Source organism: Paenibacillus sp. P22, assembly GCF_000469945.2.
GTDB classification, from domain to species: domain Bacteria; phylum Bacillota; class Bacilli; order Paenibacillales; family Paenibacillaceae; genus Paenibacillus_O; species Paenibacillus_O humicus.
This window is the reverse complement of record NZ_CBRA020000050.1, coordinates 1-25391: the sequence shown is the minus strand read 5'-3', so window position 1 is coordinate 25391 and position 25391 is coordinate 1. Positions and strand designations below refer to the sequence as shown.

General features: G+C 61.3%; 20 protein-coding genes, 3 pseudogenes and 1 riboswitch. Of the genes and pseudogenes, 6 read left to right on the top strand and 17 right to left on the bottom strand.

Going from position 1 to position 25391, the window contains the following annotated elements; genetic code table 11:
• Nucleotides 1-34: 34 nt before the first annotated feature.
• From ribE (BN871_RS09035) to BN871_RS09000, 8 genes and pseudogenes are all read right to left on the bottom strand, one after another.
• On the bottom strand, nt 35-505 hold the full coding sequence (ribE, locus tag BN871_RS09035) for a 6,7-dimethyl-8-ribityllumazine synthase (protein ID WP_048745486.1): 471 nt from the start codon (nt 503-505) through the stop codon (nt 35-37).
• Between the two features lie 37 nt (nt 506-542).
• Entirely contained in the window at nt 543-1775 is a 1233-nt protein-coding gene (locus BN871_RS09030; protein ID WP_048745484.1) for a bifunctional 3,4-dihydroxy-2-butanone-4-phosphate synthase/GTP cyclohydrolase II, read from the bottom strand.
• A 24-nt stretch (nt 1776-1799) separates the two neighbouring features.
• The gene (gene ribE, locus BN871_RS09025) at nt 1800-2474 is read right to left on the bottom strand and encodes a riboflavin synthase (RefSeq protein WP_021878375.1); all 675 of its coding nucleotides are present in this window, start codon (nt 2472-2474) and stop codon (nt 1800-1802) included.
• A gap of 3 nt (nt 2475-2477) precedes the next feature.
• Nucleotides 2478-3590: a bifunctional diaminohydroxyphosphoribosylaminopyrimidine deaminase/5-amino-6-(5-phosphoribosylamino)uracil reductase RibD gene (gene ribD / locus BN871_RS09020; protein ID WP_021878374.1), complete on the bottom strand. Its 1113-nt coding sequence runs from the start codon at nt 3588-3590 to the stop codon at nt 2478-2480.
• Between the two features lie 278 nt (nt 3591-3868).
• Nucleotides 3869-4073, bottom strand: a riboswitch (FMN riboswitch).
• A gap of 216 nt (nt 4074-4289) precedes the next feature.
• Nucleotides 4290-4721 carry a peptidylprolyl isomerase gene (locus BN871_RS09015; RefSeq protein ID WP_048745482.1) on the bottom strand — a complete coding sequence of 144 codons (432 nt, stop codon included), beginning with the start codon at nt 4719-4721 and terminating at the stop codon, nt 4290-4292.
• A 783-nt stretch (nt 4722-5504) separates the two neighbouring features.
• Nucleotides 5505-6455: a sensor histidine kinase gene (locus tag BN871_RS09010; protein ID WP_053086960.1), complete on the bottom strand. Its 951-nt coding sequence runs from the start codon at nt 6453-6455 to the stop codon at nt 5505-5507.
• A 1-nt stretch (nt 6456) separates the two neighbouring features.
• Nucleotides 6457-7200, bottom strand: coding sequence for an ABC transporter permease (locus BN871_RS09005; protein WP_021881488.1), 744 nt, complete (start codon nt 7198-7200; stop codon nt 6457-6459).
• Between the two features lie 94 nt (nt 7201-7294).
• A pseudogene (locus tag BN871_RS09000) lies at nt 7295-8192 on the bottom strand (ABC transporter ATP-binding protein).
• A gap of 316 nt (nt 8193-8508) precedes the next feature.
• Between BN871_RS09000 and BN871_RS08995 the strand changes: the two are divergent.
• The gene (locus tag BN871_RS08995; protein ID WP_048745479.1) at nt 8509-9753 is read left to right on the top strand and encodes an MFS transporter; all 1245 of its coding nucleotides are present in this window, start codon (nt 8509-8511) and stop codon (nt 9751-9753) included.
• 354 nt (nt 9754-10107) lie between these two features.
• Here BN871_RS08995 and BN871_RS08990 read toward each other — a convergent pair whose 3' ends face one another.
• Nucleotides 10108-11175 carry a branched-chain amino acid aminotransferase gene (locus BN871_RS08990; protein WP_021881485.1) on the bottom strand — a complete coding sequence of 356 codons (1068 nt, stop codon included), beginning with the start codon at nt 11173-11175 and terminating at the stop codon, nt 10108-10110.
• A gap of 197 nt (nt 11176-11372) precedes the next feature.
• On the opposite strand from BN871_RS08990, the gene BN871_RS08985 reads away from it, so the two are divergent.
• On the top strand, nt 11373-12287 hold the full coding sequence (locus BN871_RS08985; protein WP_021881484.1) for a LysR family transcriptional regulator: 915 nt from the start codon (nt 11373-11375) through the stop codon (nt 12285-12287).
• Nucleotides 12288-12416: 129 nt separating this feature from the next.
• On the opposite strand, the gene BN871_RS08980 is transcribed toward BN871_RS08985, so the two are convergent.
• The 3 genes from BN871_RS08980 to BN871_RS08970 form a co-directional block, all read right to left on the bottom strand.
• Nucleotides 12417-12902: an S-layer homology domain-containing protein gene (locus BN871_RS08980; RefSeq protein WP_048745477.1), complete on the bottom strand. Its 486-nt coding sequence runs from the start codon at nt 12900-12902 to the stop codon at nt 12417-12419.
• Nucleotides 12874-15441, bottom strand: a complete 2568-nt coding sequence (locus BN871_RS26720; protein WP_232312927.1) for a metallophosphoesterase family protein — start codon at nt 15439-15441, stop codon at nt 12874-12876. Before BN871_RS26720 ends, BN871_RS08980 begins: the two co-directional genes overlap by 29 nt.
• 149 nt (nt 15442-15590) lie before the next feature.
• The gene (locus tag BN871_RS08970; protein ID WP_048745475.1) at nt 15591-16520 is read right to left on the bottom strand and encodes an aromatic acid exporter family protein; all 930 of its coding nucleotides are present in this window, start codon (nt 16518-16520) and stop codon (nt 15591-15593) included.
• 212 nt (nt 16521-16732) lie between these two features.
• Between BN871_RS08970 and BN871_RS08965 the strand changes: the two genes are divergently transcribed.
• Nucleotides 16733-18106: a carbohydrate-binding protein gene (locus BN871_RS08965; RefSeq protein WP_048745473.1), complete on the top strand. Its 1374-nt coding sequence runs from the start codon at nt 16733-16735 to the stop codon at nt 18104-18106.
• A gap of 187 nt (nt 18107-18293) precedes the next feature.
• On the opposite strand, the gene BN871_RS08960 is transcribed toward BN871_RS08965, so the two are convergent.
• The 3 genes and pseudogenes from BN871_RS08960 to BN871_RS08950 all read right to left on the bottom strand — a co-directional run bounded on the left by BN871_RS08960 (nt 18294) and on the right by BN871_RS08950 (nt 20659).
• Nucleotides 18294-19022, bottom strand: a complete 729-nt coding sequence (locus BN871_RS08960) for an ABC transporter permease (protein ID WP_021880491.1) — start codon at nt 19020-19022, stop codon at nt 18294-18296.
• 1 nt (nt 19023) lies between these two features.
• Nucleotides 19024-19737, bottom strand: coding sequence for an ABC transporter permease (locus BN871_RS08955; RefSeq protein WP_232312925.1), 714 nt, complete (start codon nt 19735-19737; stop codon nt 19024-19026).
• Nucleotides 19734-20659 (bottom strand): annotated as a pseudogene (locus BN871_RS08950) (ABC transporter ATP-binding protein). The gene BN871_RS08955 and the pseudogene BN871_RS08950 overlap by 4 nt, the downstream one beginning before the upstream one ends.
• A 145-nt stretch (nt 20660-20804) precedes the next feature.
• On the opposite strand from BN871_RS08950, the gene BN871_RS08945 reads away from it, so the two are divergent.
• On the top strand, nt 20805-21254 hold the full coding sequence (locus tag BN871_RS08945) for a hypothetical protein (RefSeq protein ID WP_021880488.1): 450 nt from the start codon (nt 20805-20807) through the stop codon (nt 21252-21254).
• Between the two features lie 69 nt (nt 21255-21323).
• On the opposite strand, the gene BN871_RS08940 is transcribed toward BN871_RS08945, so the two are convergent.
• The gene (locus tag BN871_RS08940; protein ID WP_048745472.1) at nt 21324-22706 is read right to left on the bottom strand and encodes a HAMP domain-containing sensor histidine kinase; all 1383 of its coding nucleotides are present in this window, start codon (nt 22704-22706) and stop codon (nt 21324-21326) included.
• Entirely contained in the window at nt 22703-23383 is a 681-nt protein-coding gene (locus BN871_RS08935; protein ID WP_048745470.1) for a response regulator transcription factor, read from the bottom strand. The genes BN871_RS08940 and BN871_RS08935 overlap by 4 nt, the downstream gene beginning before the upstream one ends.
• 452 nt (nt 23384-23835) lie before the next feature.
• On the opposite strand from BN871_RS08935, the gene BN871_RS08930 reads away from it, so the two are divergent.
• Both BN871_RS08930 and BN871_RS08925 read left to right on the top strand, forming a co-directional pair.
• The gene (locus BN871_RS08930; protein ID WP_021880486.1) at nt 23836-24903 is read left to right on the top strand and encodes a YafY family protein; all 1068 of its coding nucleotides are present in this window, start codon (nt 23836-23838) and stop codon (nt 24901-24903) included.
• 55 nt (nt 24904-24958) lie between these two features.
• Nucleotides 24959-25391 (top strand): annotated as a pseudogene (locus BN871_RS08925) (RNA methyltransferase); the annotation flags it as partial.

The following is a 25391-nucleotide window of genomic DNA, read 5'->3' as shown; positions in this document are numbered from 1 at the left end:
GCGGAACGTTGCGCCGGCAAGGTCGGTTCCTTGCTCAGCCCTGGATGGATCGGGTCAGATTCGCCATCTCGATGGCTGCTGTCGCCGCTTCCCATCCTTTATTGCCCGCCTTTGTTCCGGCCCGTTCCACGGCCTGTTCGATGGAATCCGTCGTCAGGACGCCGAATATGGTCGGAATCCCGGTCTTGAGATTGATGGCCGCCACCCCTTTGGCTACCTCGCTGCAGACGTAGTCGAAGTGGGGCGTTGAACCCCGAATGACAGCCCCTAGCGTAATGACCGCATCGTACTTGCCGCTTTCCGCCATTTTCTGCGCGATCAAGGGAATCTCGAACGCTCCCGGAACCCAGGCCACTTCCACTTCGTCTTCTCCGGCGCCATGGCGCTTGAACGCATCCAGCGCCCCGCTCAGGAGCTTGCCTGTGATGAATTCATTGAACCTGCCGACGACAACCCCGTATTTAAGACCTTGCGAGACCAGATGTCCTTCATAATATTTCGTCATGGAACCGAACACACCTTTCTATTCTATGATAATCGGCTTAAATTTCAAACTCCAACAGATGGCCGAGCTTCGATTTTTTTGTATTCAGATAGTTCGTATTGCTTTCGTTGCGCTCCATCTGGATCGGCACCCGCTCCACAACGCTCAGTCCGTACCCTTCCAGGCCGCGGATTTTGCGGGGATTGTTCGTCATCAGGCGCATCTCGGCGATGCCGAGATCGCGCAGGATCTGGGCCCCGATGCCGTAGTCCCGCAGATCCGCCCCGAAGCCGAGCTTCAGGTTCGCCTCTACCGTATCCAATCCTTGCTCTTGCAGCTTGTAGGCTTTGAGCTTGTTGATGAGCCCGATCCCTCTGCCTTCCTGCCTCATGTAGAGAAGGACGCCGCTGCCGGCTTCCTCGATCTGACGGAGAGCCGCCGCCAGCTGCGGACCGCAATCGCAGCGGCGCGAATGAAAGACGTCGCCCGTCAAGCATTCGGAGTGGACGCGGACAAGCGTCGGCTTGGACGGATCGATTTCTCCCTTCACGAAGGCTACATGCTCCTTCCCGTCGGTCTCATTGGTATAGGCGACGGCCCGGAAAACGCCGAAGTCGGTCGGCATGTTCACCTCCACTACCCGTTCGACGAGCTTGTCGCGGCGATGGCGGTACTGGATCAGGGCTTGAATCGTAATGAGCTTCAAGCCGTGCTTTTCCTTGAATGCGGTCAGATCGGACAGCCGGGCCATCGTTCCGTCTTCCTTGATGATTTCGCAGATCGCCGCTCCGGGCTTGGAGCCGCAAAGACGGGCCAGATCGATCGCAGCCTCCGTATGTCCAGCCCGGCGCAGCACCCCGCCGTTCTTGGCGATCAGCGGGAAGATATGGCCCGGACGGCGGAAGTCGCCCGCCTTGGCCTTGCCGTCCACGAGCGCCTTGATCGTCTCCGCGCGTTCATGGGCGGAGATGCCGGTCGTCGTGGAGATATGGTCGACGGATACCGTGAACGCCGTTCCGTGATAGTCCGTATTTTGCGACACCATCGGAGGCAGCTCCAGCTCCTCGGCTCTCTCCGCCGTAATCGGCACGCAGACGAGTCCGCGGGCCTCCGTAATCATGAAATTGACGACGGCCGGAGACAGCTTGTCGGCAAGCGCGATCAGATCCCCTTCGTTTTCGCGGTCCTCGTCGTCGACGACGATGATCGGCTTGCCTGCAAGCAGCTCCTGGATCGCTTCCTCGACGGTATCGAACGGTGTCGGTCCTTCTTGATGGTCAAAGTGTTCCACTTCTGTCCTCTCCCTTCAGGCGTCTCAAATAAATCCATTATCGGCAAGGAAGGCGGCGCTTAGACCGCCAGCTGGTCGCGGCGCGGAAGGTCCGGAAACGGAACGGCTGCCGTAATGAAGCAGGTGGTCCACGTATTTTCCGAGAATGTCCCCTTCCAGATTGACGGTGTCTCCGGCTTTCTTATGCTGAAGAACCGTCTGACCCAATGTGTGGGGGATGATCGATACGTCGAGCCCTCCGCCGTCCGTACCGGTTACCGTGAGGCTGATCCCGTCGACCGTAATGGATCCCTGGGGAATGACATACCGCATAAGCGCGTCGTCATGAGGCTTGATCCGGAACACGACCGCGTTGGCGTCGACCCTGCGCTGCGTGATCAAGCCGGTGCCGTCCACATGCCCTTGAACGATATGTCCTCCGAACCTCCCTCCTGCCGCCATCGCCCGCTCCAGATTGACGGGGCTGCCGGCCGGTAGGTCCTTCAGATTCGTATGGCGGTACGTTTCCGGCATGACGTCGACGCTGAAGCTTCGACTGTCCCAGGAAGTAACCGTCAGGCACACTCCATTGACGGAAATGCTGTCCCCGAGGCCGACGCCTTCCAGAACTTTGGAGGCTCCAATAGTGAGCAAGAGCGCCTCGCCTCTCTGGGACACCCGATGCAGAGTGCCTATTTCTTCGATCAAGCCGGTGAACATGGCTCAGCCTCCTCCTCTTTCGTACAGCGGCACTCCGGACAAGCACCAGTCGTCTCCGAACCGCTCCAGCTCCGTATCCGCGAGAGTTATCGCCTCTTCCATCCGCAGGAACCCGCCGAAATCAAAGCTTCCCGGCGAAGCGGCTCCCCCGCCGATGATTTTCGGAGCGAAAAACAGCCGGATCCGGTCGACGAGCCGCCTCTCCAGCATGGCGCCGTTCAGCCTGCCCCCGCCTTCGAGAAGGAGGGAGCCAATCTCTCTTTTGCCGAGAAGCTTCATCCCCTGCTTCAAGTCGACCGTACGGCCATTGCCGCAAAGGATCACCTCGGCGCCGGCAGCTTCCAGAGCCGCCCGCTTTGCCGGGTCGGCAGCGCCGGACGCCAGCACGATGACCGGGGCGGATCCATCCATCAGCTTCGCATTCGGCGGAAGTCTCAGCGTCGAATCGACGACGATTCGGATCGGCTGGATCGCCGGCACGGGCAGTCTTGCGCTGAGCGACGGGTCGTCGGCCAGCACGGTCCCGATCCCGACCATGATGCCTTGATGGCGATGCCTCAGCGCATGGACCGCCTCGCGTGATTCCGGTCCGGTAATCCACCGGCTGTCTCCGCTTTTCGCTGCGATTTTGCCGTCCAGCGTCGAGGCCGTCTTGAGCGTGACGAACGGAAGCCCGGTCGTAATGAACTTGTTGAACGCTTCATTCAGACGTCTGGATTCCGCTTCGCGGACTCCGGCGACGACCTCGATGCCGGCCTCGCGAAGCTTGCGGGCTCCGCTTCCCGCGACGGCGGGATTCGGGTCGATCGCCGCAATTACGACCTTGGCCGCGCGGGCGGCAATGATCCGGTCGCAGCACGGCGGCGTCCGGCCGAAGTGGCTGCATGGCTCAAGCGTCACATAGACGGTCGAGCCTTCCGCTTCTTCGCCGGCCATATTCAGCGCATGAACCTCGGCATGGCCTTCTCCCCGGTTCAAGTGCGCTCCGATGCCGACGATGCGGCCGTTGTTGACGACGACGCAGCCGACGACCGGATTGACCGAGGTCTGTCCCGTCGTCCTTGCGGCCATCTCCAAGGCCAGATCCATATAAAATCCGTCGTCCATCACTTCCATAACGCAAAAACACCCCCGACGCTAAACCTTCGGGGGTGAGGATGGCAAACCGAGTCCGCTTAGGATGATCACGCCGGCAAGAAACGATGAGGTTTCTTGCCGGAGTAGGGGAAAGCAGACGGGCACCCGTCGCTGTTCCTACATGCAAGCCTTCGTACAAGCAGGAATCTTTGGCCAACCGTTCGCGAATAAGCCGGTCATCCTCCATAACGGGGGATGGCCTTCGCAGACGGATGCCAAATAGACGCCTTTGAACAAGGCATGGCGAGCATCAAAAGCGGCTCCTTCTCCCATCCAGACTGTACTGTCGGTCCTGGAATCTCACCAGGTCCACCGCTTGCCTTGCGCCGCAGGCTCTCGAGAGCTTGGGGGAAATGGCAATCGGGTCACGGACTTGCCGCGCTGCGGAGGCGGAGCATGTGCTCTGGCGCTCGCAGGCGGATCACCGCCGGTTGGGACTTTCACCCGACCCCGAAGGAAACCGCTGTATTTGGTTCAAACCTGTCGAACGGTCATGCCGGCAGTAAACTGTATCCGGAATGATAACTGTTCTTTCTGCATCTTACCTTGCCTCCATCCAAATTGCAAGTCGGCGGCTTGGAATTGAAGCCGTACCGCCCTCGCGGCATCGGACAAGAGGAAAAGAAAAAAGCCGGCAGAGGGTTCTCCCTCCGCCGGTCTATTCGGGCAAAGCCTTCCTTAAGCCTCGGAAACTTCGACTTTGGCCATTTTCGTGCCGTTGTTGAACGCATCGACATACTCCATGCCTTTGGCAACTTTGCCGAAGACCGTATGCTGTCCGTCCAGATGCGGCTGCGGCTGGTAGCAGATGTAGAACTGGCTGCCGCCCGTATTGCGTCCCGCATGCGCCATCGCGAGGGAACCGCGCTCATGCTTGTTCGGGTTGATCTCGCAGTTGATCGTATAGCCAGGGCCGCCGGTGCCGGTGCCGTTCGGGCAGCCGCCTTGAGCGACGAATCCCGGAATGACGCGGTGGAAGCTCAGGCCGTTGTAAAAGCCCTCGTTCGCGAGCTTTTCAAAGTTGGCAACCGTGTTCGGAGCGTCCTTTTCGAACAGGTCCAGAACCACTTCTCCGCCGTTTTCCAGCGTAATTTTTGCTTGTTTTGCCATGATAGTCACTCCTTGTCCTCTAACGGTATGTACGGATTCTATCATACACTACGGCAGCATTCCAAGCAAAACGGCCGCTGTCCCGTATTATGGACAGCTCCGTTTGCGCAGGAGTAGAGAGAAACCGCGCGTTTGGCGCGGATTTTATTCTCGAAAAGCAAAACGGCCGCTGGCCCGTATTATGGACAGCTCCGTTTGCGCAGGAGAAGAGAGAAGCCGCGGGTTTGGCACGGATTTTATTCTCGAAAAGCAAAACGGCCGCTTTTCCTTACTGTGGACAGCTCCGTTTGCTCAGGAGAAGAGAGAAACCGCGGGTTTGGCGCGGATTCTAATTCTCGAAAAGCAAAACGGCCGCTGGCCCTTACTCCGGACAGCTCCGTTTGCTCAGGAGAAGAGAGAAACCGCGGGTTTGGCACGGATTCTATTCTCGAAAAGCAAAACGGCCGCTACCCCTTACTTCGGACATCTCCGTTTGCACACGAGTAGAGAGAAACCTTTGTATCCGTCCTTCAATTCGTCGGATAAGTTCGTCAATCACTGTGTTCATCCAACTTTTTAAAATTAGACGCCCATCTCAATCCTGTTCATTTGAGTTAGACGAAATATTCGTCTTATTCACTCCTGTTCACCCTAAATCCATTGAATAAGACGAAAAATTCGTCTTATTCGCTCCTGTTCATCCTAAATCCATTGAATAAGACGAAAAATTCGTCTTATTCGCTCCTGTTCACTCTAAATCCATTGAATAAGACGAAAAATTCGTCTTATTCACTCCTGTTCACCCTAAATCCATTGAATAAGACGAAAAATTCGTCTTATTCGCTCCATCTCAAGCTCGGAAGCCTTGCTATGCTTGACCGCGTTCGTGACCGCCTCCCGCAGGCACATGCCGAGGATATTGTCCGCAAGCGCGGGCACGGTCCCCTCGGGCGGCATGCTCCCTGCGTTCAGCGCGATGCCCGCCGCCGCCAGAATCTGCCGCGCATGGAGCAGCTCATCCCGGAGCGTCGCGCCGTTCATCCCCGACACCAGCTCGCGGACCTGCTTCAAGGCCGCCCGCGAGGCGGCCTGAATATCGCGGGCTTCCTGCTCGGCCCGCGCCGGGTCTCCCCGCACGAGCCGCTCGGCCAGCTCGCCCTTCAGCGTAATGAGCGACAGCGTATGGCCCAGCGTATCGTGAAGGTCTCTCGAGATGCGCTGCCTCTCTTCGTTTTTGGACAAGCGGGCGATCTCCTCCTCGGCCATGGTCAAGCGGCTCCGCAGCTCGCGCGACCTCATCCCTATCCGGATGCCGAGCGGCATGACGAGCATGATGATCAGCGCAGGAACGAGCTGCAGCAGGTCTCCGCCTTGAATCTCATCTCTCTGCAGCCATGCCGTCGCCGCGAACAGGAGCGCCATGCCGGATAATCCGGCCGCCGCCTGCCGACCCGACTTGAGGAAGCCGATGATCGGGGACGGAAAAAACGCCATGTACAAAAAGTTGATGCTGAGCCTCGTGCTGAAATAAACGATGATCGCCTGCTGCAGCAAAATGCCTGCGAGACGATGCCTCGGCTTGAGGAAGCTGTAGACATACACGGCGCTGAACGCGCCGAGCAGCCCGAACGAAGCCGCCTGCTCCCCGGCGGGCAGCTGCAGGATGCTGGCGACCGGGAAGGTCAGGTAAACCAGCCAGACGAGGGGAAAATAAATAGGCGGACCCGAGCGGGGCCGCCTGCCTTTTGGGGCCATCCTACACCGCTTCCTGTTTTTTCATGATATAAGCGGATACTACCATAAACAGAATCATATAAACAGCCAGCACGCCGATCCCGCTCCAATCGACCGGCTGCCCGCCGATGAGCGCCCACGGCCCTTGGCCCATCCGGTACGTCGGCGTGAACTTGGCGATCGTCTGCATGATCTGCGGCATCGCGGAGGTCGGCATCCATAAGCCTCCGACGATGGAGAGGGACATATAGAGAATCGTCGCCAGCACCTGCACGACGTCGCTGTTCCTCATCGTGCCGAGCAGCATGCCGAGCGCCATGAAGGCGAACCCGCCTGCCCAGATCCATAGGCCGGCCTCGATCCAGACGGACGCCGGCAGATCGATTGACTTGCTCAGGCCGCCCGTCAGGAACAGGACGAGAATAAGCCCGATATTGATGGCGCCTTGAGCGGCGGCCTTGGATAGGACATAGGCGCCGGAAGGCAGCGGAGTCATGCGGAGCAGCCGGATCCAGCCTTGGGCTCGTTCCCTGGACACCCGCTGGGAGAAGGTGACCAGGCTCGCCCCGACGACGCCGTAGGAGGTCATCGACATCAGGTAATATGCCGCCCAGTTGTGCATTCCGCCTCCGTCCATCGTGCCGGTGAAGATGAAAAAGAAAGCGGCCGGCATCAAAATCGAGAAAAAGACGAAGCGGCGGTTGCGGATCGTGCGGAGCATTTCGGCGCGGCACTGCGCCCATGTCGCTCTATAGGTTTGGCTCATCGGAAATCTCTCCTTGGAATTGGGTTAAAAAAGCGGCGTCCAGCCGTTTCCCGGCCTCGCCTCTATGAAGGCTGCAGGGAATCACCCCGCCGCGTCACTGGGCTTTCTTCAGCAGATTCTGAAACGCTTCTTCCAGCCCTCCGCTTTGGATCTCGATGTCCCGCATCGGCATTTTCCTCTCCAGCAGGACGCCGATCAGCCGGTCCGTGTCCGTGCTGTACAGCCTCACCCGGCTGCCCTTCCAGTCGATATCCGCCACTCCGGGAACGACGAGCAGCATATCGCGCGTCAGCGCTTCCCCTGCCGTGAACGATATCGAGCGGCCCGTCGCGGAGGCTTTGATGCTGCTCGGCGTGCCGTCGGCGATAAGCCTGCCTTGGCTGATGACCGCCGCCCGGTCGGCGATCTGATCCGCCTCCTCCAGGTAATGCGTCGTCATCAGGACGGTTTTGCCCTTGCCGGCCATCGCCCGGACCGTATCCCAGAACAGCGCGCGCGCCGTGACGTCCATGCCGACCGTCGGCTCGTCGAGGAAGAGCACCTCGGGGTCGCCTGCCGCAGCCAGCGCGAAGCCGAGCCTGCGCTGCTGTCCTCCCGACAGCGACGCCGCCAGCTTGCCCCGCTCCGCGCCCGAGGCCGGAAATCGCCAGCAGCCGCTCCAGCGGGAGAGGCCGGCTGTAGTAGCTGCGGAACAGGTCGATCGTCTCTCCGACCTTGAGGTCATCGATGACGCTCGTGTCCTGCAGCATCGCCCCGATCCGGCTTCGCACCGCCCGGTCGTGCGGATCTCCGCCGAGCAGCTTCACCGTGCCGCTCGTCGGCTTCATCAAGCCGAGAATCATCGAGACCGTTGTTGTCTTGCCGGCTCCGTTCGGTCCGAGCAGCGCCGTTACGCTTCCTTTCTCGATCGTCAGGCTGAGGCGGTCGACGGCTTTTTTATCTTTGAACTGCTTCGTCACGTTATCGATCTGGATGGCAGGCTCATGCTTCATTCGTTCCACTCCCGTTCGGCCTCGCTCGGCCGTGCTCGACTTCCTGCTCTCAGCTTAAGGGAAGCGGGAGCGGACTTGAATTCAAACGTATCATCTGTTTCGCATGACAGTTGTCATACGTCGGATAAGCTCACGAGGCCGGCCTCGCCGGGCTTGGCGGCACGGCTCCTTGACTTTAGCCCGTTTATTTTCAGGAAAATTCAATTAAAAGAAAACTTGACCTGAATTGGAATCGGATTGCACATACAATGGATGCGGAGGTCAATCAAGCCTGCCCGGCCTCGAATTTTTTTCATCCGAAAAGGTGGTTGATACCATGAGCATTCCATCCGCGGCGGAGTCTCCTCCGAGCCTTTTCCGCAACCGATTCCTGCAGACGATCCTGCTATCCAGCATGCTTCTGCAGATCGGCATCTGGGTGCGGAACTTCGCGATCCTCCTCTTTGTCGCCGAGAAAACGAACAACGATCCGTACGCCATATCGCTTATCAGCGTAGCCGAATTCGCACCCATATTCGTCTTCTCGTTCATCGGCGGAACGTTCGCCGACCGCTGGCCGCCCAAACGGACGATGGTCTGGTGCGATCTGCTGTCCGCCGTTTCCGTGTTCGTCGTCCTGCTGGCCATCCATTTCGGCTCTTGGGAGTCGGTGTACCTCGTCGCCTTCATCTCCGCCATCCTGTCGCAGTTCTCCCAGCCGTCCGGAATGAGGCTGTTCAAGCAGCATGTGCCGGAAACGCAGATGCAGCAGGGCATGGCTCTGTTCCAATCGCTGCAGGCGACGTTCATGGTGCTGGGACCCATGCTCGGCACGTTCGTCTACAGCCGCTTCGGTCTGGAGACTTCGGTCGCCATCATGGGCGTCGCCTTCCTGCTCTCGGCGCTCGTCCTCGTCCGGCTGCCCAAAGATCTCCCGCAGCCGCGGGCGGCGGCAACGAAGGGGCAATTCCTCCGGGAGCTGGCGGAAGGGTTCCGGTACGTCTGGCAGAGCCAGGTGCTCCGCATGCTCGGCGCGGCCTTCATTCTGGCCGGGCTCGCGGTCGGCATCGCCCAAGCGCTCAACCTGTTCATCGTGACGGAGAGGCTAGGCCGGGACAAAGAATTCCTCCAATACCTCCTCATGGTGAGCGGCGTAGCCATGCTGATCGGGGGCGGGATCGTGGCGACATTCGCCAAGCGCGTCTCTCCCCAGCTGCTGCTGGCGACCGGCATGCTCGTCGGAGCCGTATGCACGGTCATCGTCGGCTTCTCGACGAGCGTGACGCTCACGCTCGTCACCCAGTTCGTCAACGGACTCGTGTTCCCGTGCATCCACATCGGCATCAGCACGATGATTCTGAAATGGTCGCATCCATCGATCGTCGGCCGGGTGAACGGCGTGCTGAATCCGATGTTCATCGGCATGATGGTCATCTCCATGTCCGTCGCCGGGGTGCTCAAGAGCGCATTCCCGCTCGTAGCCATCTACAGCGGCTCGGGGCTGCTGTTCCTGCTCGGCGCGATGGTCATGATGCCGATCCTGAATCATCGAGCTCCCGAACAGGCGCAGGCCGTCTCCTAGAGGGTCGAGGAATGCCGAAAAGTCGCCCCCCAAGGGGGAGGCCGCTGAAAAAGTTGTCGCTGCGTTCGCGGATCATTCTTCCGATCGCTGTTGTCCCCGTATTTCTCTGATTCTTTGCCATTTTTGCGGTCGAAATCCGGTGACAAAGGCGACCACATTCGTTTCTCCAGAACGATTCCGGAACTTTCGCTTGTTTTTCAGCCGCCCCCCCCCCCAAGGGGACGGCTTTTTTTGACGTCTTCTTCCGCTCTTCCATCGGCGCAACGAAAAAGCCCCCGGACGCCTCTTCGCTTGAAGAGTGTCCGAGGGGCTTCCCTGTGTCTCCGATAACGAAACCTCGTTGTCCGTTCTCTTTTACAGCTCCATCGTCCAGCCGAACGGATCTTCCTTCTCGCCGCGCTGCAGTCCGGTGACCTCGTCGTACAGACGCTGGGACAGTTCGCCCGTCTTGCCGCCGTTGACCGGCATCGCCTCGCCCTGCCAATACAGCTCGCCGATCGGCGAGATGACAGCGGCGGTGCCCGTGCCGAACGCCTCCTTCAGCGTGCCGTCATGGTAGGCGTCCGCAACCTCCTGCATGGAAAGCTGGCGCTCCTCCACGTCGTAGCCCCAGTGCTTCAGCAACGTAATGACGGAGTCGCGCGTAATGCCGTGCAGGATGCTGCCGTTCAGCGCCGGCGTCACGACCTTGTCTCCGATGACGAAGAACACGTTCATGCTGCCGACTTCCTCGATGTATTTGCGGTGCACGCCGTCGAGCCAGAGCACCTGCGAGTAGCCCTTGGCCGTCGCTTCCTCCTGCGCCTGCAGGCCGGCCGCGTAGTTGCCCGCCGTCTTGGCTTCGCCGACGCCGCCAGGCACCGCGCGGACGTAGCTGGATTCCACGTAGATGGAGACGGGATTCACGCCCTCTGCGTAGTAAGCGCCGACCGGCGAGAGGATGATCATGAATTTGTACTGATGGGAAGGAGCGACGCCAAGCGTCGGCTGCGTCGCGATGACGAACGGACGCACGTACAGGGAAGTTCCTTCCTCCGACGGCACCCAGTCGCGCTCGGCCTGGATCAGCTGGCGCAGCGCCTCCAGCACGAGCTCCTCGTCGAGCTGCGGAATGCTGAGGCGGGCGTTGGACAGGTTCATCCGCTTGATGTTGCTGCGGGGACGGAACAGCAGGACGCGGCCGTCAGCGGTCAGGTACGCCTTGAGCCCTTCGAAGATCGTCTGGCCGTAGTGGAACACCTTGGCCGCCGGATCCAGCGAGATCGGCTGGTAAGGAACGATGCGGCCGTCATGCCAGCCCTGCCCTTTGTCATAGTCCAGAATAAACATATGGTCCGTGAAGCGGGTGCCGAATACCGAGCCCTGAAGCGATTCCTTCGTTCTCGGGGAAGCCGTGCGCTCATGCTTGAATTCGTATGCCATTACTCTTAACTTCCTCTCTCCGGGAGTCTGCCCGCCGGGGGCGTCCCGTTCATTCTTCTACTAGTCATCCTACCACTTGATCCCCTATAGTTAAAGGATCGGTTTCATTCAGCTTCCCATACCTTCCAGGTATGGATGCCGCTGAGCGCCCGCTCGCGGCCTTTCTTCCATTGTTCCCCAACTAGGAGGATTTCGATATGGATATGCGCCAGCTGAATTATTTCGCGACGATCGCCCGGGAAGGCCAGATTACGCGGGCCGCCCGCGCCCTGCATATGGAGCAGCCGCCGCTCAGCCGCCAGCTCAGGCAGATGGAGGAGGAGCTCGGCGTCAGGCTGTTCGACCGCACCGGCCGCAGCCTGAGGCTTACCGCCGCCGGCAAGCTGCTGCTCGAAAGGGCGGAGCGGCTCATGCGGGAATTCTCCGATGCGCTCCAGCAGGTGCGCGAGCAAGGAGAGGGCATCCGCGGCGTGCTGTCCGTCGGAGCCGTCGTTTCCTGCATCTCCCTGCTGCCGGAGCCGATCCGGCAGTTCCATGCCCGCTATCCCGAGGTGACGTTCAAGGTTCATGAAGGCGACCACTTCTCGCTCGGACAGGAGCTCGACGCGGGAGAGATCGAGCTGATCGTCACCCGGCTGCCGTTCGAGTTCGACGCCGATCCGTCCGCTTATCAGATCGCCTATCTGCCCTCCGATCCGTTCACCGCCATTTTGCCGTCCGGCTGGCCGCTCGCGCGTCCCGGTCCGATTACGCTCGCCGAGCTTGCCAAGCATCCTTTTCTCACCTTGAAGACCGAGCGGACAACCGCCATGCATGAAAAGCTGCTGCAGGAATTCCGCCGCGCCGGCTGCGAGCCGCATGTCCTGTGCGAATGCTCCAGCGTCGCCGTCATTCTGGCCCTCGTCTCGGAAGGCATCGGAGCGACCGTCCTGCCGCGCTCCGTGCTGTCCTCGTTCCAGATGGCCGGGATCGAGCTGCGCGAGCTCGACGGCGAGAGCTTCCACTCCGAGGTCGGCATCGTCTGGCGGCGGGACCGCTACCTGTCCAAGAGCTCCGAGCGCTTCATCGAGACGCTGGTATCCGAAACGCAGGACGCCGCGGACAGCGGCTGACGCCCCCTTCGGCCCCAAGCCGTGCTACCCTCTCTTCATAAAAAAACGCAAGCGCCGGGATCAGAATCTGATCGCCTCGCTTGCGTTTATTCTTTTAAACCGCTGCCCGAAATCCGAGCTCCTGCTTGCTCAGGCAGCCTGCTGGGCAGCCAGCTTCACCAGCAGCGCCGCGGCTTGAGCGCGCGACACCGGCTCCGCCGGAGCGAACAGGCTGCCGCCGACGCCGCCCATCAGTCCGGCTTGCTGCAGCGCAGCGACCGAAGGGCGGGCCCAGACCGGAATGCCGGCCAGATCCAGATAGCTCGGCTTCTCGCCGGCGACCGTCTTGAGTCCGGCCGCTTTGGCGGCGATTACGGCAAGCTCCGCACGGCTGATCGGACGATCCGGACGGAAGCTGCCGTCCTCGTAGCCGCCGATCCAGCCGGAGGAAGCGGCTCCCGCGACAGCGCCGCGCGCCCAGGCCGGGATGCTCGAAGCATCCTTGAAGGCGGACGGGCTGCCGGATTCCGGCAGCTTCATCGCCCGCGAGAGCAGCACGGCAAGCTCCGCACGGCTGACCGAGCGTTCGGGACGGAAGCTTCCGTCCTCATAACCTTGAGCGATGCCAAGCTCCATCGCCCGGGCGATGCTGGCATAAGCCCAATGGGTCGCTGGAACGTCCTTCGCCGGTGCAGGCGTCATGCTCGGCGCCGGTGTCGGCGTCGGGCTTGCACTCGGCGCTGCGCTTGGCGTCGGCGTCGGGCTTGCGCTCGGACTTGCGCTCGGCGACGGACTTGCGCTCGGGGTCCAGACCGGACCCGTTGTCGGACTCGGGGTTGGCGCCGGCGCTCGTCGATGGACTTGCCGACGGGCTTGCGCTCGGACTTGCCGATGGGCTTGCGCTTGGCGTCGGGCTCGCCGACGGGCTTGCGCTTGGCTGAACGGCTTCATTCGGCTTCACCGCAACCGCGGCCGAATTGCCGCGGCCGCCGGTCGCACGGATAGCCAGCTCATATTGGCCTTTTGGATCGGCATTTTCCAGTACATAGACGTAGCTCGTCTTGCCTGCTTCATGGTTCACCGTAGCATTCCAGTTCGCGCCAAGCGCGTCCTTCTGCTCATAAATCCGGTAAGCCGCGGGAGCCGCGCCGGCCGGAGCCGTCCATTCCAGCTGCAGCTTGCCGTCGGCATTGACGGACCACGCCGCATGCTGCACCGGTGCGGGAGCGGCATCCGTACGCTTGATTCCATAGGCATCGTACGCATCCGTGCTGCCTGCCTCCGTCGTCGTGTAGGCCTGGAAGCTGATTTCATCCTCCGTCACCCGCACGCCGGTGAACATTTCCTTGCCGGGCTGATCATACTTGGCGGCATAAGGGAACGTCGTTCCCGTTTTCACGTTGTAGCGCTTGTCGCCTGCCGCGTTCGTGATGAGGTAGAGCGTGCCCTTCGGATCGACGACCTGTCCGCCGGAATCCGGCGCGATGTCAGTCTGAGGCACGTTGTTCAGCATCTGATAGCTGCGCGCATACGTATGGTCATGGCCGCCGAGCACGAGATCGACGCCCATCTCGTCGAACGCCTTCGTCAGGTCCTGGCGGAAGCTCAGGACATCGGAGTCGCTGGAGTGGTTGGCCACCGAATACATCGATTTGTGGAGCAGGACGATCTTCCATTTCTTGTCCGTGCGGGCCGCTTCGCTCTTCAGCCATTGCACCTGATTGCGGTAAATCTGCTTCTGCTCCTCGGTGCTGCTGACGAGCGAATATTCCGTATTGACGACCATGAAGTGCGCCGGGCCGTAGTCGAAGGAATACACGGAGCCGTCCGGCTTGGCGCCCGTCTGCGACACGTTCGGAAGATTGAAATGCTGCGCGTAGTCATTGTAGTTCTTGGATTCATGGTTGCCGACGAGCGGCACCAGCGGCCGGCTCATCAGAAGCTCCTTGGGCTTGTTGAAGAACCAGCTCCACTGCTCCTCGAGATCCCCGTTGTCGACCAGATCGCCCGTATTGGCGATGAAGGCCGATTGCGGGAAGCGCGCGATTCCTTCCTGAAGCGTATGCGCCCAAGTGGCGAAGTCCGCCTCCGTCGTTCCCTGCGAATCCGTCGTGTAGAGGAATGTGAAGCCTTCCGGCTGCGCCGCTTCCGTACGGAAGGAGCCTGCCGGGCTCCAATGGCCGTCCTCGCCGTCGCCGACGCGATAGACATAGTCCGTGCCCGGCTTCAGGCCGGCGGCCTTCGCCTTATGGCTGATGTACGCCGTCTTTTTGGCGGCAGTCTTGTCCGCCTTGGTCTGGAACGTCTCGATCCGCTCCGACGTCCCCTCGAACGTCGCCGCCTTGTCCGCCGGGAATTCCGTCCCTGCGCCAGCGGCGGCCTTCTCGGCGACCTGCAGCTTCGTGCCGGGGTAGTTCTCGTACGTGTACCAGGCTACGCCCAGCTCCGTGCGCGGATCGCCGTTGAATGTCAGCGCTACCGACTGGGGCAGCGGCGACTTGGACGGCTCGACCGGCGGCTGCGCCGGCGATTTGTACGCCGTCAGCTCCATGTCGAAGTACAGGTCCGAGCTGCTCTTGCTCTGCTGATGCACCTCGACGGCGATCTGATTCGCGCCTTCCTTGACGACGCCCGCCAGCTTGTCCGTCAGATCGACGTCATCGAAGAACAGCGGTGCCGCCTTGCCCTCCACCGACAGCGTCGTGTAGCTGATCGGCCCCTCCGGCATATTGTAGCGGGCGATTTCCGCACCGTTGACATAGAGCACCATGCCGTCGTCGACGCCGAAGCTGCCGACGAACCGCTTGTAGTCCGCCGCTCCGCTGACTTGAATCGTTTTGCGGAAATAGGTCGTCAAGTATTTGTTGCTGCTGTTGCCGCCGTATCCGATCGTCGTCGCGATGCCGCCGAATTTCGACGTTGCCGTCTCGGCGCGCACGGGATACCCGAGCGGCGCGGCGCCGCTGGTCCAGGCCGTATCGTCGTACACGTTCCTCCAGACGCTTCCTTGATCGGAAGGAGTCTCCAGATACTTCCAGGAGCTGTTTCCTTCCACGAGCTTGACCGGCGTTTCCTCGACCGCCGCCTGCGCTTCCCGAGCGCCCGGCAGCGAGATGCCGACAGCGAGCGCGGCGGAGAGCACAATGCCGACACTTTTTCGTAACCATGGTTTCATTTCCCCACACCTGCCTATTCGGATAAGATTGCACTTTTGCAAGCGTACCGGTCCAGATTCATGGGAATGTCAGGAATTGATGTTCCTTTTGTAAAGATAGAAACCCTCTTCTCCAGTAAAGAAAAAAAAAACGGCCCCTCTGCGCCGGCCTACGCCAGCGTCAGAATGAACCGTTCCAGCTCGTTCGCAAGGCCGTACAGGGTCGCCCGCGTCTCGAACTCCTCGCGCGTCTCCGGCAGCGGGAGCTCCTTGTGATAATCGCGGATGGCGCGCAGCTTGGCATGGTAATCCCGGCCCCCCGGAATGGAATTCCAGTTGTCGGCCAGGTCCAGCAGGAAGCCGCCGATGCGCTCCCCCTGCTCCAGCCTTCCGTCGACCTGCGAGCAGAGCGGGATGAGCACCTTCAGAATCTCCACCTGCCTGCGGCGGGTTTCATAATAGGCATAGAACAAGCTGCGGCGCCCGCTGAAGTCGTTTTCGGTCGCTTGGATTCCAAGGCTCCGCGCCTCGTCCAGCAGCTTGTCCAGCTCGAGCACCTCGCGTCCGTCCCAGCGAGTGCTTCCTTCCTTCAGATACAGCGCCAGCTCGCGCAATATATTTTCCATGCGCTGCTCGATTCCGTTTTTCAGCTCCCGCACCTTGCGGTCGATTCCGGGCATATAGAGATTGACGATCAGCGCCACCCCCAGTCCGATCAGGATGAGAAGAAGCTCGTTGCCGATAAATTTCAGCGTCACGCCCTCATGGATATATACATGCATCATGATGACGGAGCTGCTCGCGATGCCTCCCTGAATGCCGAGCTTCACGCAGAGGGGAATCAGGATCAAATAGATGGGAACGAACAGAAGCGCGTAATAACCGGCCCATTCAAAGAAAGCTCCCGACAGGGCGATGGAAATCAAACAGGCGAACAGCCGGTCCAATATGGCCGACAGGCTCTGCCTGCGGGTCTTTTGAATGCAGAGCAGGGTCAGAATGCCCGCCGATGCGAAGTTGAGCAGTCCGAGCTGCTGCGCGAGGAGGACGGACAGGCTGACTCCGACGGCGGTTTTCCAGGTACGAAATCCGATTCGCATGATGAGGCTCCTTGTTAGATAAAGAAATCGTCTTCAACGATAAGATAAGCTATTATACCATCCCTCCTGGCGCCTTTTCGAACCGAAAAAGACTCGACAAAGGAAAATATGCCCTGTCCTCTATGAAATTTATCCCTTATCCGCCATGTCTTTTCGTGGTCCAATAGAGAAGCGGACTCCACGAAGGAGCCGCTACGAAAGGGGATGCACTTATGAAAAGCAAAGGCTTGGCCCTGACGCTCGTCCTTCTGCTGCTCGTCTCGCTGCTGCCGGCCACCGTATTCGGCGCCGCGGCCTGGACACCCGGAACGGCCTACAAGACGGGAGACGTCGTCACGTACAGCGGCAAGGATTACAAATGCCTGCAATCCCATACCGCCCTTGCGGGCTGGGAGCCGCCGAACGTGCCGGCGCTTTGGACGGCGACCGGCGGCACGACGCCGACTCCGACGCCTAGCGCTACACCGGCTCCGACCGTCACGCCGACTCCGACTCCAAAACCGACCGTAACCCCGACCCCTACGGCCACTCCGAAACCGACAGCCACTCCGACCGCGACTCCGATTCCTACCGTGACCCCGACTCCGACGCCGAAGCCGACCGCGACTCCGTCCACCGGCAAAGTGGTCGTCGGCTACTGGCATAACTTCGACAACGGCTCCGGCGTCATCCCGCTGCGAAATGTTTCGAACAACTTCAACGTCATCAACGTCAGCTTCGCCGAGACGCTCAGCGACCACGCGACGCTCACGTTTACCCCGTTCCAGACGACGCCGGCGCAGTTCAAGGCCGATGTCGCCTACCTGCAAAGCCAAGGCAAGCGCGTCCACATCTCCATCGGCGGCGCCAACGCCACGGTGGATCTGGAAACGGCGGCGAACAAGGCCAGCTTCGTCAGCTCTCTTAAATCCATCATCGACACCTATGGCTTCGACGGCATCGACATCGACCTGGAAGGCGCCTCTCTCTCCCTGAACGCCGGCGATTCCGACTTCAAAAATCCGACGACGCCCAAAATCGTCAATCTGATCGCCGCCATCAAGGAAATCATGACGGCATACGGCTCCGGCTTCGACCTGACGATGGCTCCCGAGACGGCTTACGTCCAAGGCGGCCAGATCGCCTACGGCGGACCTTGGGGAGCTTACCTGCCCGTCATCTACGCCGTCCGCGACCAGCTCGACTACATCCATGTCCAGCACTACAACAGCGGCTCCATGCAAGCGCTCGACGGCAAGTCCTATTCCCAGGGCACGGCCGACTTCCAGGTCGCCATGGCCGAGGTGCTGCTGAAAGGGTTCGCGGTCGCCGGCAACGCCGCCAACATGTTCCCCGCCCTGCGCGCGGATCAAGTCGCCATCGGGCTGCCGTCCTCGCCGGCCGCTGCGGGCGGCGGCTACACCGCTCCGGCCGACATCGTGAAGGCTCTGAACTACATCACCAAAGGCCAGTCGTTCGGCGGCGGCTACAAGCTGCAGACTCCGGCCGGCTACGCAGGCTTCCGCGGCGTCATGACGTGGTCGATCAACTGGGACGCGACGACCGGCTACGCCTGGTCCAATGCGATGAAGAGCTACTTCGGCTGAATGCGGTGATGCAGACTGAATGCAAATAAAAAAGCAAAAGCGGCTCCAAAGCGCCTGACTGGCGTTTCGGAGCCGCTTTTTTTGCGTCCGGGAATCCGTTCCCCGGCTTTCAATCCGTCAAGCATGGCCCTTTCAAGGCCGGGGACCGATCCCGCCGCTCTTCGGCCCGGATACCCGCCCGCCTACGTCAAACCGCCCTCCGGACGAAATACAGCAAGCCGGAGCAGAGGAAGACGAGGAAGCTGCCCCCGATAACGGCGAGCAAAGTCTCCAGCGAGACGTTGAACGCGCCGAAGCCGTACGTATCCTGCGGCACCATGGCCAGCAGCGGCTGCACCCACGGGTACCAGGGAGCGAAGTCCCGCGAGTTGGCGACGAGCATGTTGGGGATCGTGAAGACGACGTTGACCGCGAGCGGCGCCGCGAAGCTCTGAAAAGCGGTGGACGCGAGCAACTGGAGGGCGGCCAGAGGAAGGCAGGCGAGCCAGCCTCCGAAAGCCGACATGCCGATCATGCCCCAAGGAACGGGAGCATCCAGCCCGCGCAGCAGCCCGGCTCCGGCAATGGCGGCGCACATCAGCAGCTGCAGGATGGCGGCCAGCGCCATGATCGCCGCAAGCTTCGCTCCATAGACAGCCGCAGGCCGGACCGGGAGGGCGAGCAGCTGCTTCCAGCCGCCGGAAGCATGCTCGAAGCGGCAGAGCAGTGCCGCGAAGATGCCGACCAGCAGCGGGAGAAAGAGGTAGCCGTGCACCATCGCGCCGACTGCGAGCACTTCCCTCCAAGCCTGGGCGCCCCCGCTGTCGAGACTGGATCTCCAGCTGGCGACGAAAGCCAGCAGCGGGCTTGCAGGCAGCAGCAGCCAAATGATGGAGCGCCTCAGCTTGATCCACTCCGATGCCAATAACCTCGCCATGTCAGCTCACGTCCTTTCGGGCAAAATGGGCATAACCGATCAGCAGCACGAATACGCCGAGCGCGAGCCCGGAGCCGGCAGCCTGAAGGGCATCGGCGGAGCGTACGGCCCGGTCCGGCCAGCCCCAGGGCATCCAGGCCGGCATCAGCAAGCTGAACATGGAGAGCACCATGCCGAGCGTGCCGACGGTAAGCGGCAGCGCCTGATTCGCCATGACGATCGACAGCCAGCTCTGCAGGGCGATGAAGGGGAGCGCGGCCAAGTAAGGCAGGTAAGACTGGCGGACGATTTCCGCCCACGGAACCTGCGGATCGAAGCCGAGCAGCAAGCCCATTCCGAGAGTCAGCAGCAGGAGCAGCGTGCAGGAGGCCAGCAGCAGCAGGAGCGACAGCATCACTTTGCCCCCGAACACCTGCAGCCGGGTAACCGGAAGAGCGAGCAGCTGCTTCCAGGCGCCGGCCTGATGCTCGATGCCCGCGGACATGGAGGCGACCAGCGCCAGGCCGATGAACAAAGCCGGCAGCATAAGGGATCCTACCTGCTGCAGCAGACCTTCCCATGGAGAATCTCCGTACAGCTTCATCAAGTAATCGTACCGCAAGCCGTAGTTGACCGCCTGCAGGCCGATGACGCCGACGGGGCCGAGCGCGGCAAGCATCCATAACAGCTTGCGGCGGATCTTGAGCAGCTCCACCGAGAGCATGCGGCCGATCACAGGCTGCCTCCCGTCCCGGTCATCTCCAGGAAGACGCTCTCGAGGGACGAACGCTCTTCCTCCACCCGGTACACGGAGTGGCCGCACCTCACGAGTTCCGCCACGATGGAGCTACCGTCCGGTCGGCCGCGCCGCCTACCGTCAGCCTGCTCTGGTCGCGCTCGGCTTCAAACCCGAGCTCCAGCAGCCGCTTCCAAGCGTCTTCCGGCTCGCTGACGGAGAAGCGGATCCTGCCGGCCGTCCTCGCCTTGAGGCTGGCGATGCTGTCCTGGTAGATCAGGCTGCCGCTGCGGATGATGCCCACCTTCGTCGCCATCAGCTCGACCTCCGAGAGCAGATGGCTGGAGAGCAGGATCGTCACTCCCCGCTGGCCGGGCAGGCTTTTGATCAGCTCGCGCATTTCCTGGATGCCCGCCGGATCGAGGCCGTTGGTCGGCTCGTCGAGAATGAGCAGCCTCGGGTTGCCGAGCAGCGCAGCCGCGATGCCGAGCCGCTGCTTCATCCCGAGCGAGTAGCCTTTGACGGCGCGGCCGGCATCCTTCTCCAGCCGCACGATCGACAGCGCCTCGGCGATTCTCTCCTTGGGCACGTCCAGGAGCCGGCGAATGACCTCCAGATTTTCCGTACCGGTCAGATGGCCGTAATACGACGGATATTCAACCAGCGAGCCGACATGACGGAGTATTTCCATCCGGTTCGCCGCCAAGCTCTTTCCGAATACCGTCACGCCGCCTCTCGTCGGCTTGGCAAGGCCGAGCAGCATGCGGATCGTCGTCGTCTTGCCGGCTCCGTTGGGGCCGAGAAAGCCGTAGATGTCGCCTTCCCCGATCCGCAGATCCACATCGCGGACCACCGCTTTGCCGCCAAGCTTCTTGGTCAGCCCTTTCGTTTCCAGCAGCCAGGAGCCGCTTGCCTGCTTCATCATCTTCATCAGGAATCACCTCTGCATCCATCGTAACGGGCCGAGGTTAAAATCCGGGACGGGCCGAGGTTAAAAAGCGGTTAAAAAGCGGGCAACCTTCCGCAAAGCGACTGCGTCTTAGGAATCATTAAGGAGGGATAGGAGGATGAAATTATCTGTGCAAGCGACTGCCCTCGCGCTCATGCTGGCAGCCGCGATCCCGATTCAAGGCTCAGGCGATATCGGCGAGCCGTCCTCGTCGAAAGAGCCACTCCCCTCGGAAAGCCGGTCAGCCGGAATAGTGGGATCATCCTCTGCCGTTCCGGGCAGGGGTGCGCTAGTGGACTCCCAGACGGAGCTTTTCCAATCAATCCGAAAAGCCGCCTGGGAAAGCCTGTCCCAGAACACGAAGAAAACCGTAACGACGGATTGGCGGACGGCTCCCGTCCAGAAATCCAGACTCCCTTATGATGCCGACACGAATTCCCAAATCTCAAGCGATCGTACAATCTACAAGGTAACTCTGAACACGTCCATGGACGAGCTGCTCGGTCCGATCGGATTGTACTTGGACGGAGAGACGCTGGAAATTGTCGAGCAGGATATCCGCATGTAGACAAATAGAGCCGGGAGCGCTGCTCCCCGGCTCTTTCATTGTTTTTTGCACCCGAACAAACAGTTTTCATCAGTCCGTTTGTTCCGGCCTGACCGCAACCGTCGTTCCTCCTTCGCCGGAGCTCACTTCCTTGCGCAGACCCATCTCCTTCAGCATCAGCTGCACGATGGACAGGCCGAGCCCGCTTCCCTTGTTCGGCGAGTCGCCGCCAAGTCCCGGCCCTTTATCCTCAATGAGGAGCCGGCCTCCCCCGTCCCCGACGATGCGGACAGCCGTCCAGCCTCCCGAAGCAGCGTGCCGGAGGGCGTTCTGCAGCAGATTGTCCAGCACCCGCTCCAGCCAGTGAGGATCGGTATGCCAATAGACGGGAGCATCCGGAAGCTCCGGCTCCAATTCCATGCCGGCCTGCTCGAAGGCGGGATACCAGGCGGCCAGCTGCGTTCTCGCCAGCCGCACGATATCCGTCTTCTCCGGGCGGTAGGCGTATTTGCCCGCGGACAGCAGGCTGTAGGAGAACAGATTCTCAATCAGCTGCGACAGGTAATCCAGCTTGCCGCCGATCAGCGCCACCGACCTGCGTCCCTGGTCGCTCAGCGGCTCCCGCTCCAGAGAGTATGCATGGCTGCGCACGACGGTGAGCGGGGTGCGCAGATCATGCGACAGCCGCGCCACAAGCTCGCGCCGCAGCGACTCCTCCTCGGCTTCGCGGCGGCGTCCGGCCTCGAGCTCGCGGATCATGCCGTTGAAGCTCTCCTCCAGGCGGCCGACCTCGTCCGCTCCCGACACCTCCACAGGCAGCGGCAGCCCGCTGCCCGACGGCTGCTCCATCGCCGCCTGCAGCCTTACCAGCCGCTTGCGGATGCGATTGAAGAACAAGAAGCTGACCGTGAGGAACAGTCCCAGCAGGACAATGGCGCCGGCCGTGTATGCGGTTCCTCCGAGCATCCCCAGCCGCTGTCCATAAGGCAGCGTGAGGTATCGGGGCACCTGCATGGCCATGAAGCCCTGCTCGCCATCCTTGCCGATGAACGCCACGACCGAATATTTTGTCCCGTTGACCGCTTCCTTCATGAAATCCACCGTGTACACGGATGACCACACCCGGGGCAGGTCTTCGTTGAAGGGGAGGCTTGCCCGCAGCCGGCTCCCGCCGTCTACCCAGAAGACGCTGGACCTGGGATAGCGGCTGTGCCACGACTCCAGGCTGCGGACGATCGTCTCCGGATCGGCATGCCGGAGCGAGGCCGCCTCCCGGTGCCACTCCTCGATCAGCCTGCTCGTGTCCGCATAAGGGTTGTCCCTCTCCTTGGGGGAGACAAGCCCGGAGATGACGACCGACCCCGTTCCCACCATGAGCAGGGCGACGGGCAGGACGACAAGGGCCGACACAATGATCAGAAGATATCGGACCAGCAGAGACGGCCGGCGCGCGGCCCCGAACAGCCTTTTCACGGCTTCACCCGGTATCCGATGCCCCGGACCGTCTCCACGATCCGCGGCTGGGCCGGATCCAGCTCGATTCTCTCCCTCAGGTACCGGATATGCACCATGACGGTTTTGTCCCCTTCCATGTATGGCTCTCCCCAGACCGCTTCGTAGATCTGCTCCTTGGTCAGGATGCGCCCGGCATGGCGAAGCAGGTACAGCAAAATCTGCAGCTGCTTGGGGGTGAGAGCGATCTCGGCCCCGCTGCGGGAATCCGTTACCGTCAGCTCCCGGGGGCGCACCTCCAGATGGCCGATGAGGACCGCATCTTCGCCGCCTTGCCCCGATCGGCGCAGCAGCACCTCCAGCCTGGCGGCCAGCTCGTCGGGATGGAACGGCTTGGTCACGTAATCGTCCGCGAAGCCGAGACCGTGCAGCTTGTCCTCGACCGCTGTGCGGGCGGACAGCATCAGGATCGGCAGCTCGGGGCGCCGCTTCTTGAGCCTCCTGCCGACGGAGAAGCCGTCGAGGCCCGGCAGCATGACGTCCAGAACGGCTACGTCGGCCGCTCCGGCATGCTCCTCCGCCTTCTCGCCCGACTGCAGCCACGTCACCTCGTAGCCTCTCCGGACAAGATCGTCCGCGAGCCAGGCGCCGATCTCGGCGTCGTCTTCGATGTAGAGAATTCTTGCGCGTGCCGCCATCGGGCGCACCTCCTGTTCGTCTTTATATCATAGTATTAGCTAGCGGATCCACGGAAGTTAAACTTCGTTTAAAAGTTAGAAGCGGACGAACCTTGGCTGTGGTAGCCAAGGCTCGTTCGCTTCTGCGTTAAAGAAGAATGACTTTTTGTTTCTGCTTTTGCTGTTGATCTTCGGAGAACATCTAATAAAATAATCGGTGCAGAGGTAATCGCCCGAATCGAGGAAGATCCATCGTATTATGAAGCTCGAAAAATTCGCAGCTGTCGCTGCCGACCTGATCCGGAACCTCCGTCCCAATGACCGGAGGAACTCCCGGCAGGGCAGCCGTTTGCATGATAGAGAACGCTGGAGGGAACAGGATTCCTGCCGAGAGGCTGACGGCCAGCGCGGCCTCTCCCGTCCTCTATCCATTGCGACACCGCGTATAGAAACGGCAAAGGAGCCGATCGCCCATGAACCGCAACGACCGCCTCATCGCCCTGCTGATCGCGCTGCAGCGCAATTCCTTTACAGCCTCGCAGCTCGCGGAGCGTTTCGAGGTGTCTGTGAGAACGATTTTGCGGGACATGCAGTCGCTCTCTGAGATGGGTGTGCCGCTCTACTCCGCGACCGGTCCCGGCGGAGGCTTCCGCCTCATGGAGGGCTACCGGCTGCCTCCGCTTCAGCTCGATACGCAGGAAGCGCTGACGGCGCTGTTCGCTCTGCATGCCGTTACCCGCTTCGGCGACAGCCCTTTCAACCGGGAACGCTGGACGGTGCTGGACAAGATCCGGGCCTTGCTGCCCGAGGAGACGCTTCGGCAGATCGAGCCGATCTTGGGCAAAATGCATCTGGAGGTGCCTCGGCGAAGCGTCCGTTCCCCTATGCTTCCGCTGCTGCTGGAGCTGCTTGCCGAGTCGCGCATTTTCCGGACGCTGTACCGCTCCCAGACAACCAGGCGCTGGCTGGAGCTGCACCCGCTGCGGGTGTTTGCGGCGCACGGCTTCTGGTACTGCGAGGCGTTCTCCCCTCTGCATGGGGAAGCCCGAACGTTCCGCGTCGACCGGATGGACGAGCTGCATCCTTTGGAGGAGGAGGGAGACCGCAACAAGTGCAAAGGCGGGCAGGCGGAAAGCAGCGCAGCGCCTCGCAGCAGCCTTGCCGGCGCAGCCGGGGACAGCAGCACGGATGAAGATACACTTCTCCGCGTTGAGGTGCCCGGCGAGCTGTCTGCGGCTTCGGCTGTCGCCGCAGCTGCAGGCAGCTCGATTCCCATCGCGGTCCGGCTCACCTACCGCGGCTCCCTGCTGGCTGAGCAGGACGAGCATATCGGAGAACTCGTGGAGCAGGTCGGAGACGAGGAATGGGAGCTCCGCTTCGATTGCCCGGCCGCCGAATGGACATGGGCGGTCCGCTTTTTCTACGGAATGGGACTGGATGCGGAGGTGCTGTCGCCTCCGGAGCTGCGGGCAGCTGTCGCCTCTATGGCGGCCTCCGTGCTGGAGAGGTACAATGAAGATTCCGATAGCGGATGCTCCTGAAGACGGGAGATTCCGCCTTCCTCATGCCTGAACGACGAAAAGGAACCGATCCTCTATGCCTATTAACAGCGAGAACCTTCGTTATCTCTATACTTATGCCTGCCACGAATCCGAGGCCGAGCTCTGCTCCCTGGAGCTTCGCTGTCTCTTCCCGGGACTGACTCTGCCGCCGGATCACGATGCCTTCATCCACAGCCGCCGGCTCGATCCCAGCCGCAGCCCCTTCCTGAAGCAGCGCCTCAGGATCGAGATCGACGCCGCTTCGCCGGAGGAGCTGCTGGAGCGGGCAGCCGGCCTGTCCGCCGGCGAGCGCACTTTCCGCGTGCGCTACGCCAAGACGGGAGCGCCTGGCCAGCCAGACAATGAAGGCCGACTTGCTCTTGAGAGGCAGCTCGGCATGGCCATTCATGGAGAGCCTGACCTGCGCCGGCCGGAGACCGTGTTCGGCGCCGCGCTGCTGGACGGCCGCTGGCTGTGCGGCGAGATGG

Bases quoted from the DNA above. Each gene is read 5' to 3' on its own strand.
- ribE (WP_048745486.1), bottom strand. From the start codon at position 505: ATGACGAAATATTATGAAGGACATCTGGTCTCGCAAGGTCTTAAATAC.
- BN871_RS08980 (WP_048745477.1), bottom strand. From the start codon at position 12,902: ATGGAGCTTGGCATCGCTCAAGGTTATGAGGACGGAAGCTTCCGTCCC.
- BN871_RS08960 (WP_021880491.1), bottom strand. From the start codon at position 19,022: ATGGCGAGGTTATTGGCATCGGAGTGGATCAAGCTGAGGCGCTCCATC.
- BN871_RS09010 (WP_053086960.1), bottom strand. From the start codon at position 6,455: ATGGCCCCAAAAGGCAGGCGGCCCCGCTCGGGTCCGCCTATTTATTTT.
- BN871_RS08965 (WP_048745473.1), top strand. From the start codon at position 16,733: ATGAAAAGCAAAGGCTTGGCCCTGACGCTCGTCCTTCTGCTGCTCGTC.
- BN871_RS08970 (WP_048745475.1), bottom strand. From the start codon at position 16,520: ATGCGAATCGGATTTCGTACCTGGAAAACCGCCGTCGGAGTCAGCCTG.
- BN871_RS08945 (WP_021880488.1), top strand. From the start codon at position 20,805: ATGAAATTATCTGTGCAAGCGACTGCCCTCGCGCTCATGCTGGCAGCC.
- ribE (WP_021878375.1), bottom strand. From the start codon at position 2,474: ATGTTCACCGGCTTGATCGAAGAAATAGGCACTCTGCATCGGGTGTCC.
- BN871_RS09005 (WP_021881488.1), bottom strand. From the start codon at position 7,200: ATGAGCCAAACCTATAGAGCGACATGGGCGCAGTGCCGCGCCGAAATG.
- BN871_RS08935 (WP_048745470.1), bottom strand. From the start codon at position 23,383: ATGGCGGCACGCGCAAGAATTCTCTACATCGAAGACGACGCCGAGATC.
- BN871_RS26720 (WP_232312927.1), bottom strand. From the start codon at position 15,441: ATGAAACCATGGTTACGAAAAAGTGTCGGCATTGTGCTCTCCGCCGCG.
- BN871_RS08995 (WP_048745479.1), top strand. From the start codon at position 8,509: ATGAGCATTCCATCCGCGGCGGAGTCTCCTCCGAGCCTTTTCCGCAAC.
- BN871_RS09015 (WP_048745482.1), bottom strand. From the start codon at position 4,721: ATGGCAAAACAAGCAAAAATTACGCTGGAAAACGGCGGAGAAGTGGTT.
- BN871_RS08990 (WP_021881485.1), bottom strand. From the start codon at position 11,175: ATGGCATACGAATTCAAGCATGAGCGCACGGCTTCCCCGAGAACGAAG.
- BN871_RS08985 (WP_021881484.1), top strand. From the start codon at position 11,373: ATGGATATGCGCCAGCTGAATTATTTCGCGACGATCGCCCGGGAAGGC.
- ribD (WP_021878374.1), bottom strand. From the start codon at position 3,590: ATGGAAGTGATGGACGACGGATTTTATATGGATCTGGCCTTGGAGATG.
- BN871_RS08930 (WP_021880486.1), top strand. From the start codon at position 23,836: ATGAACCGCAACGACCGCCTCATCGCCCTGCTGATCGCGCTGCAGCGC.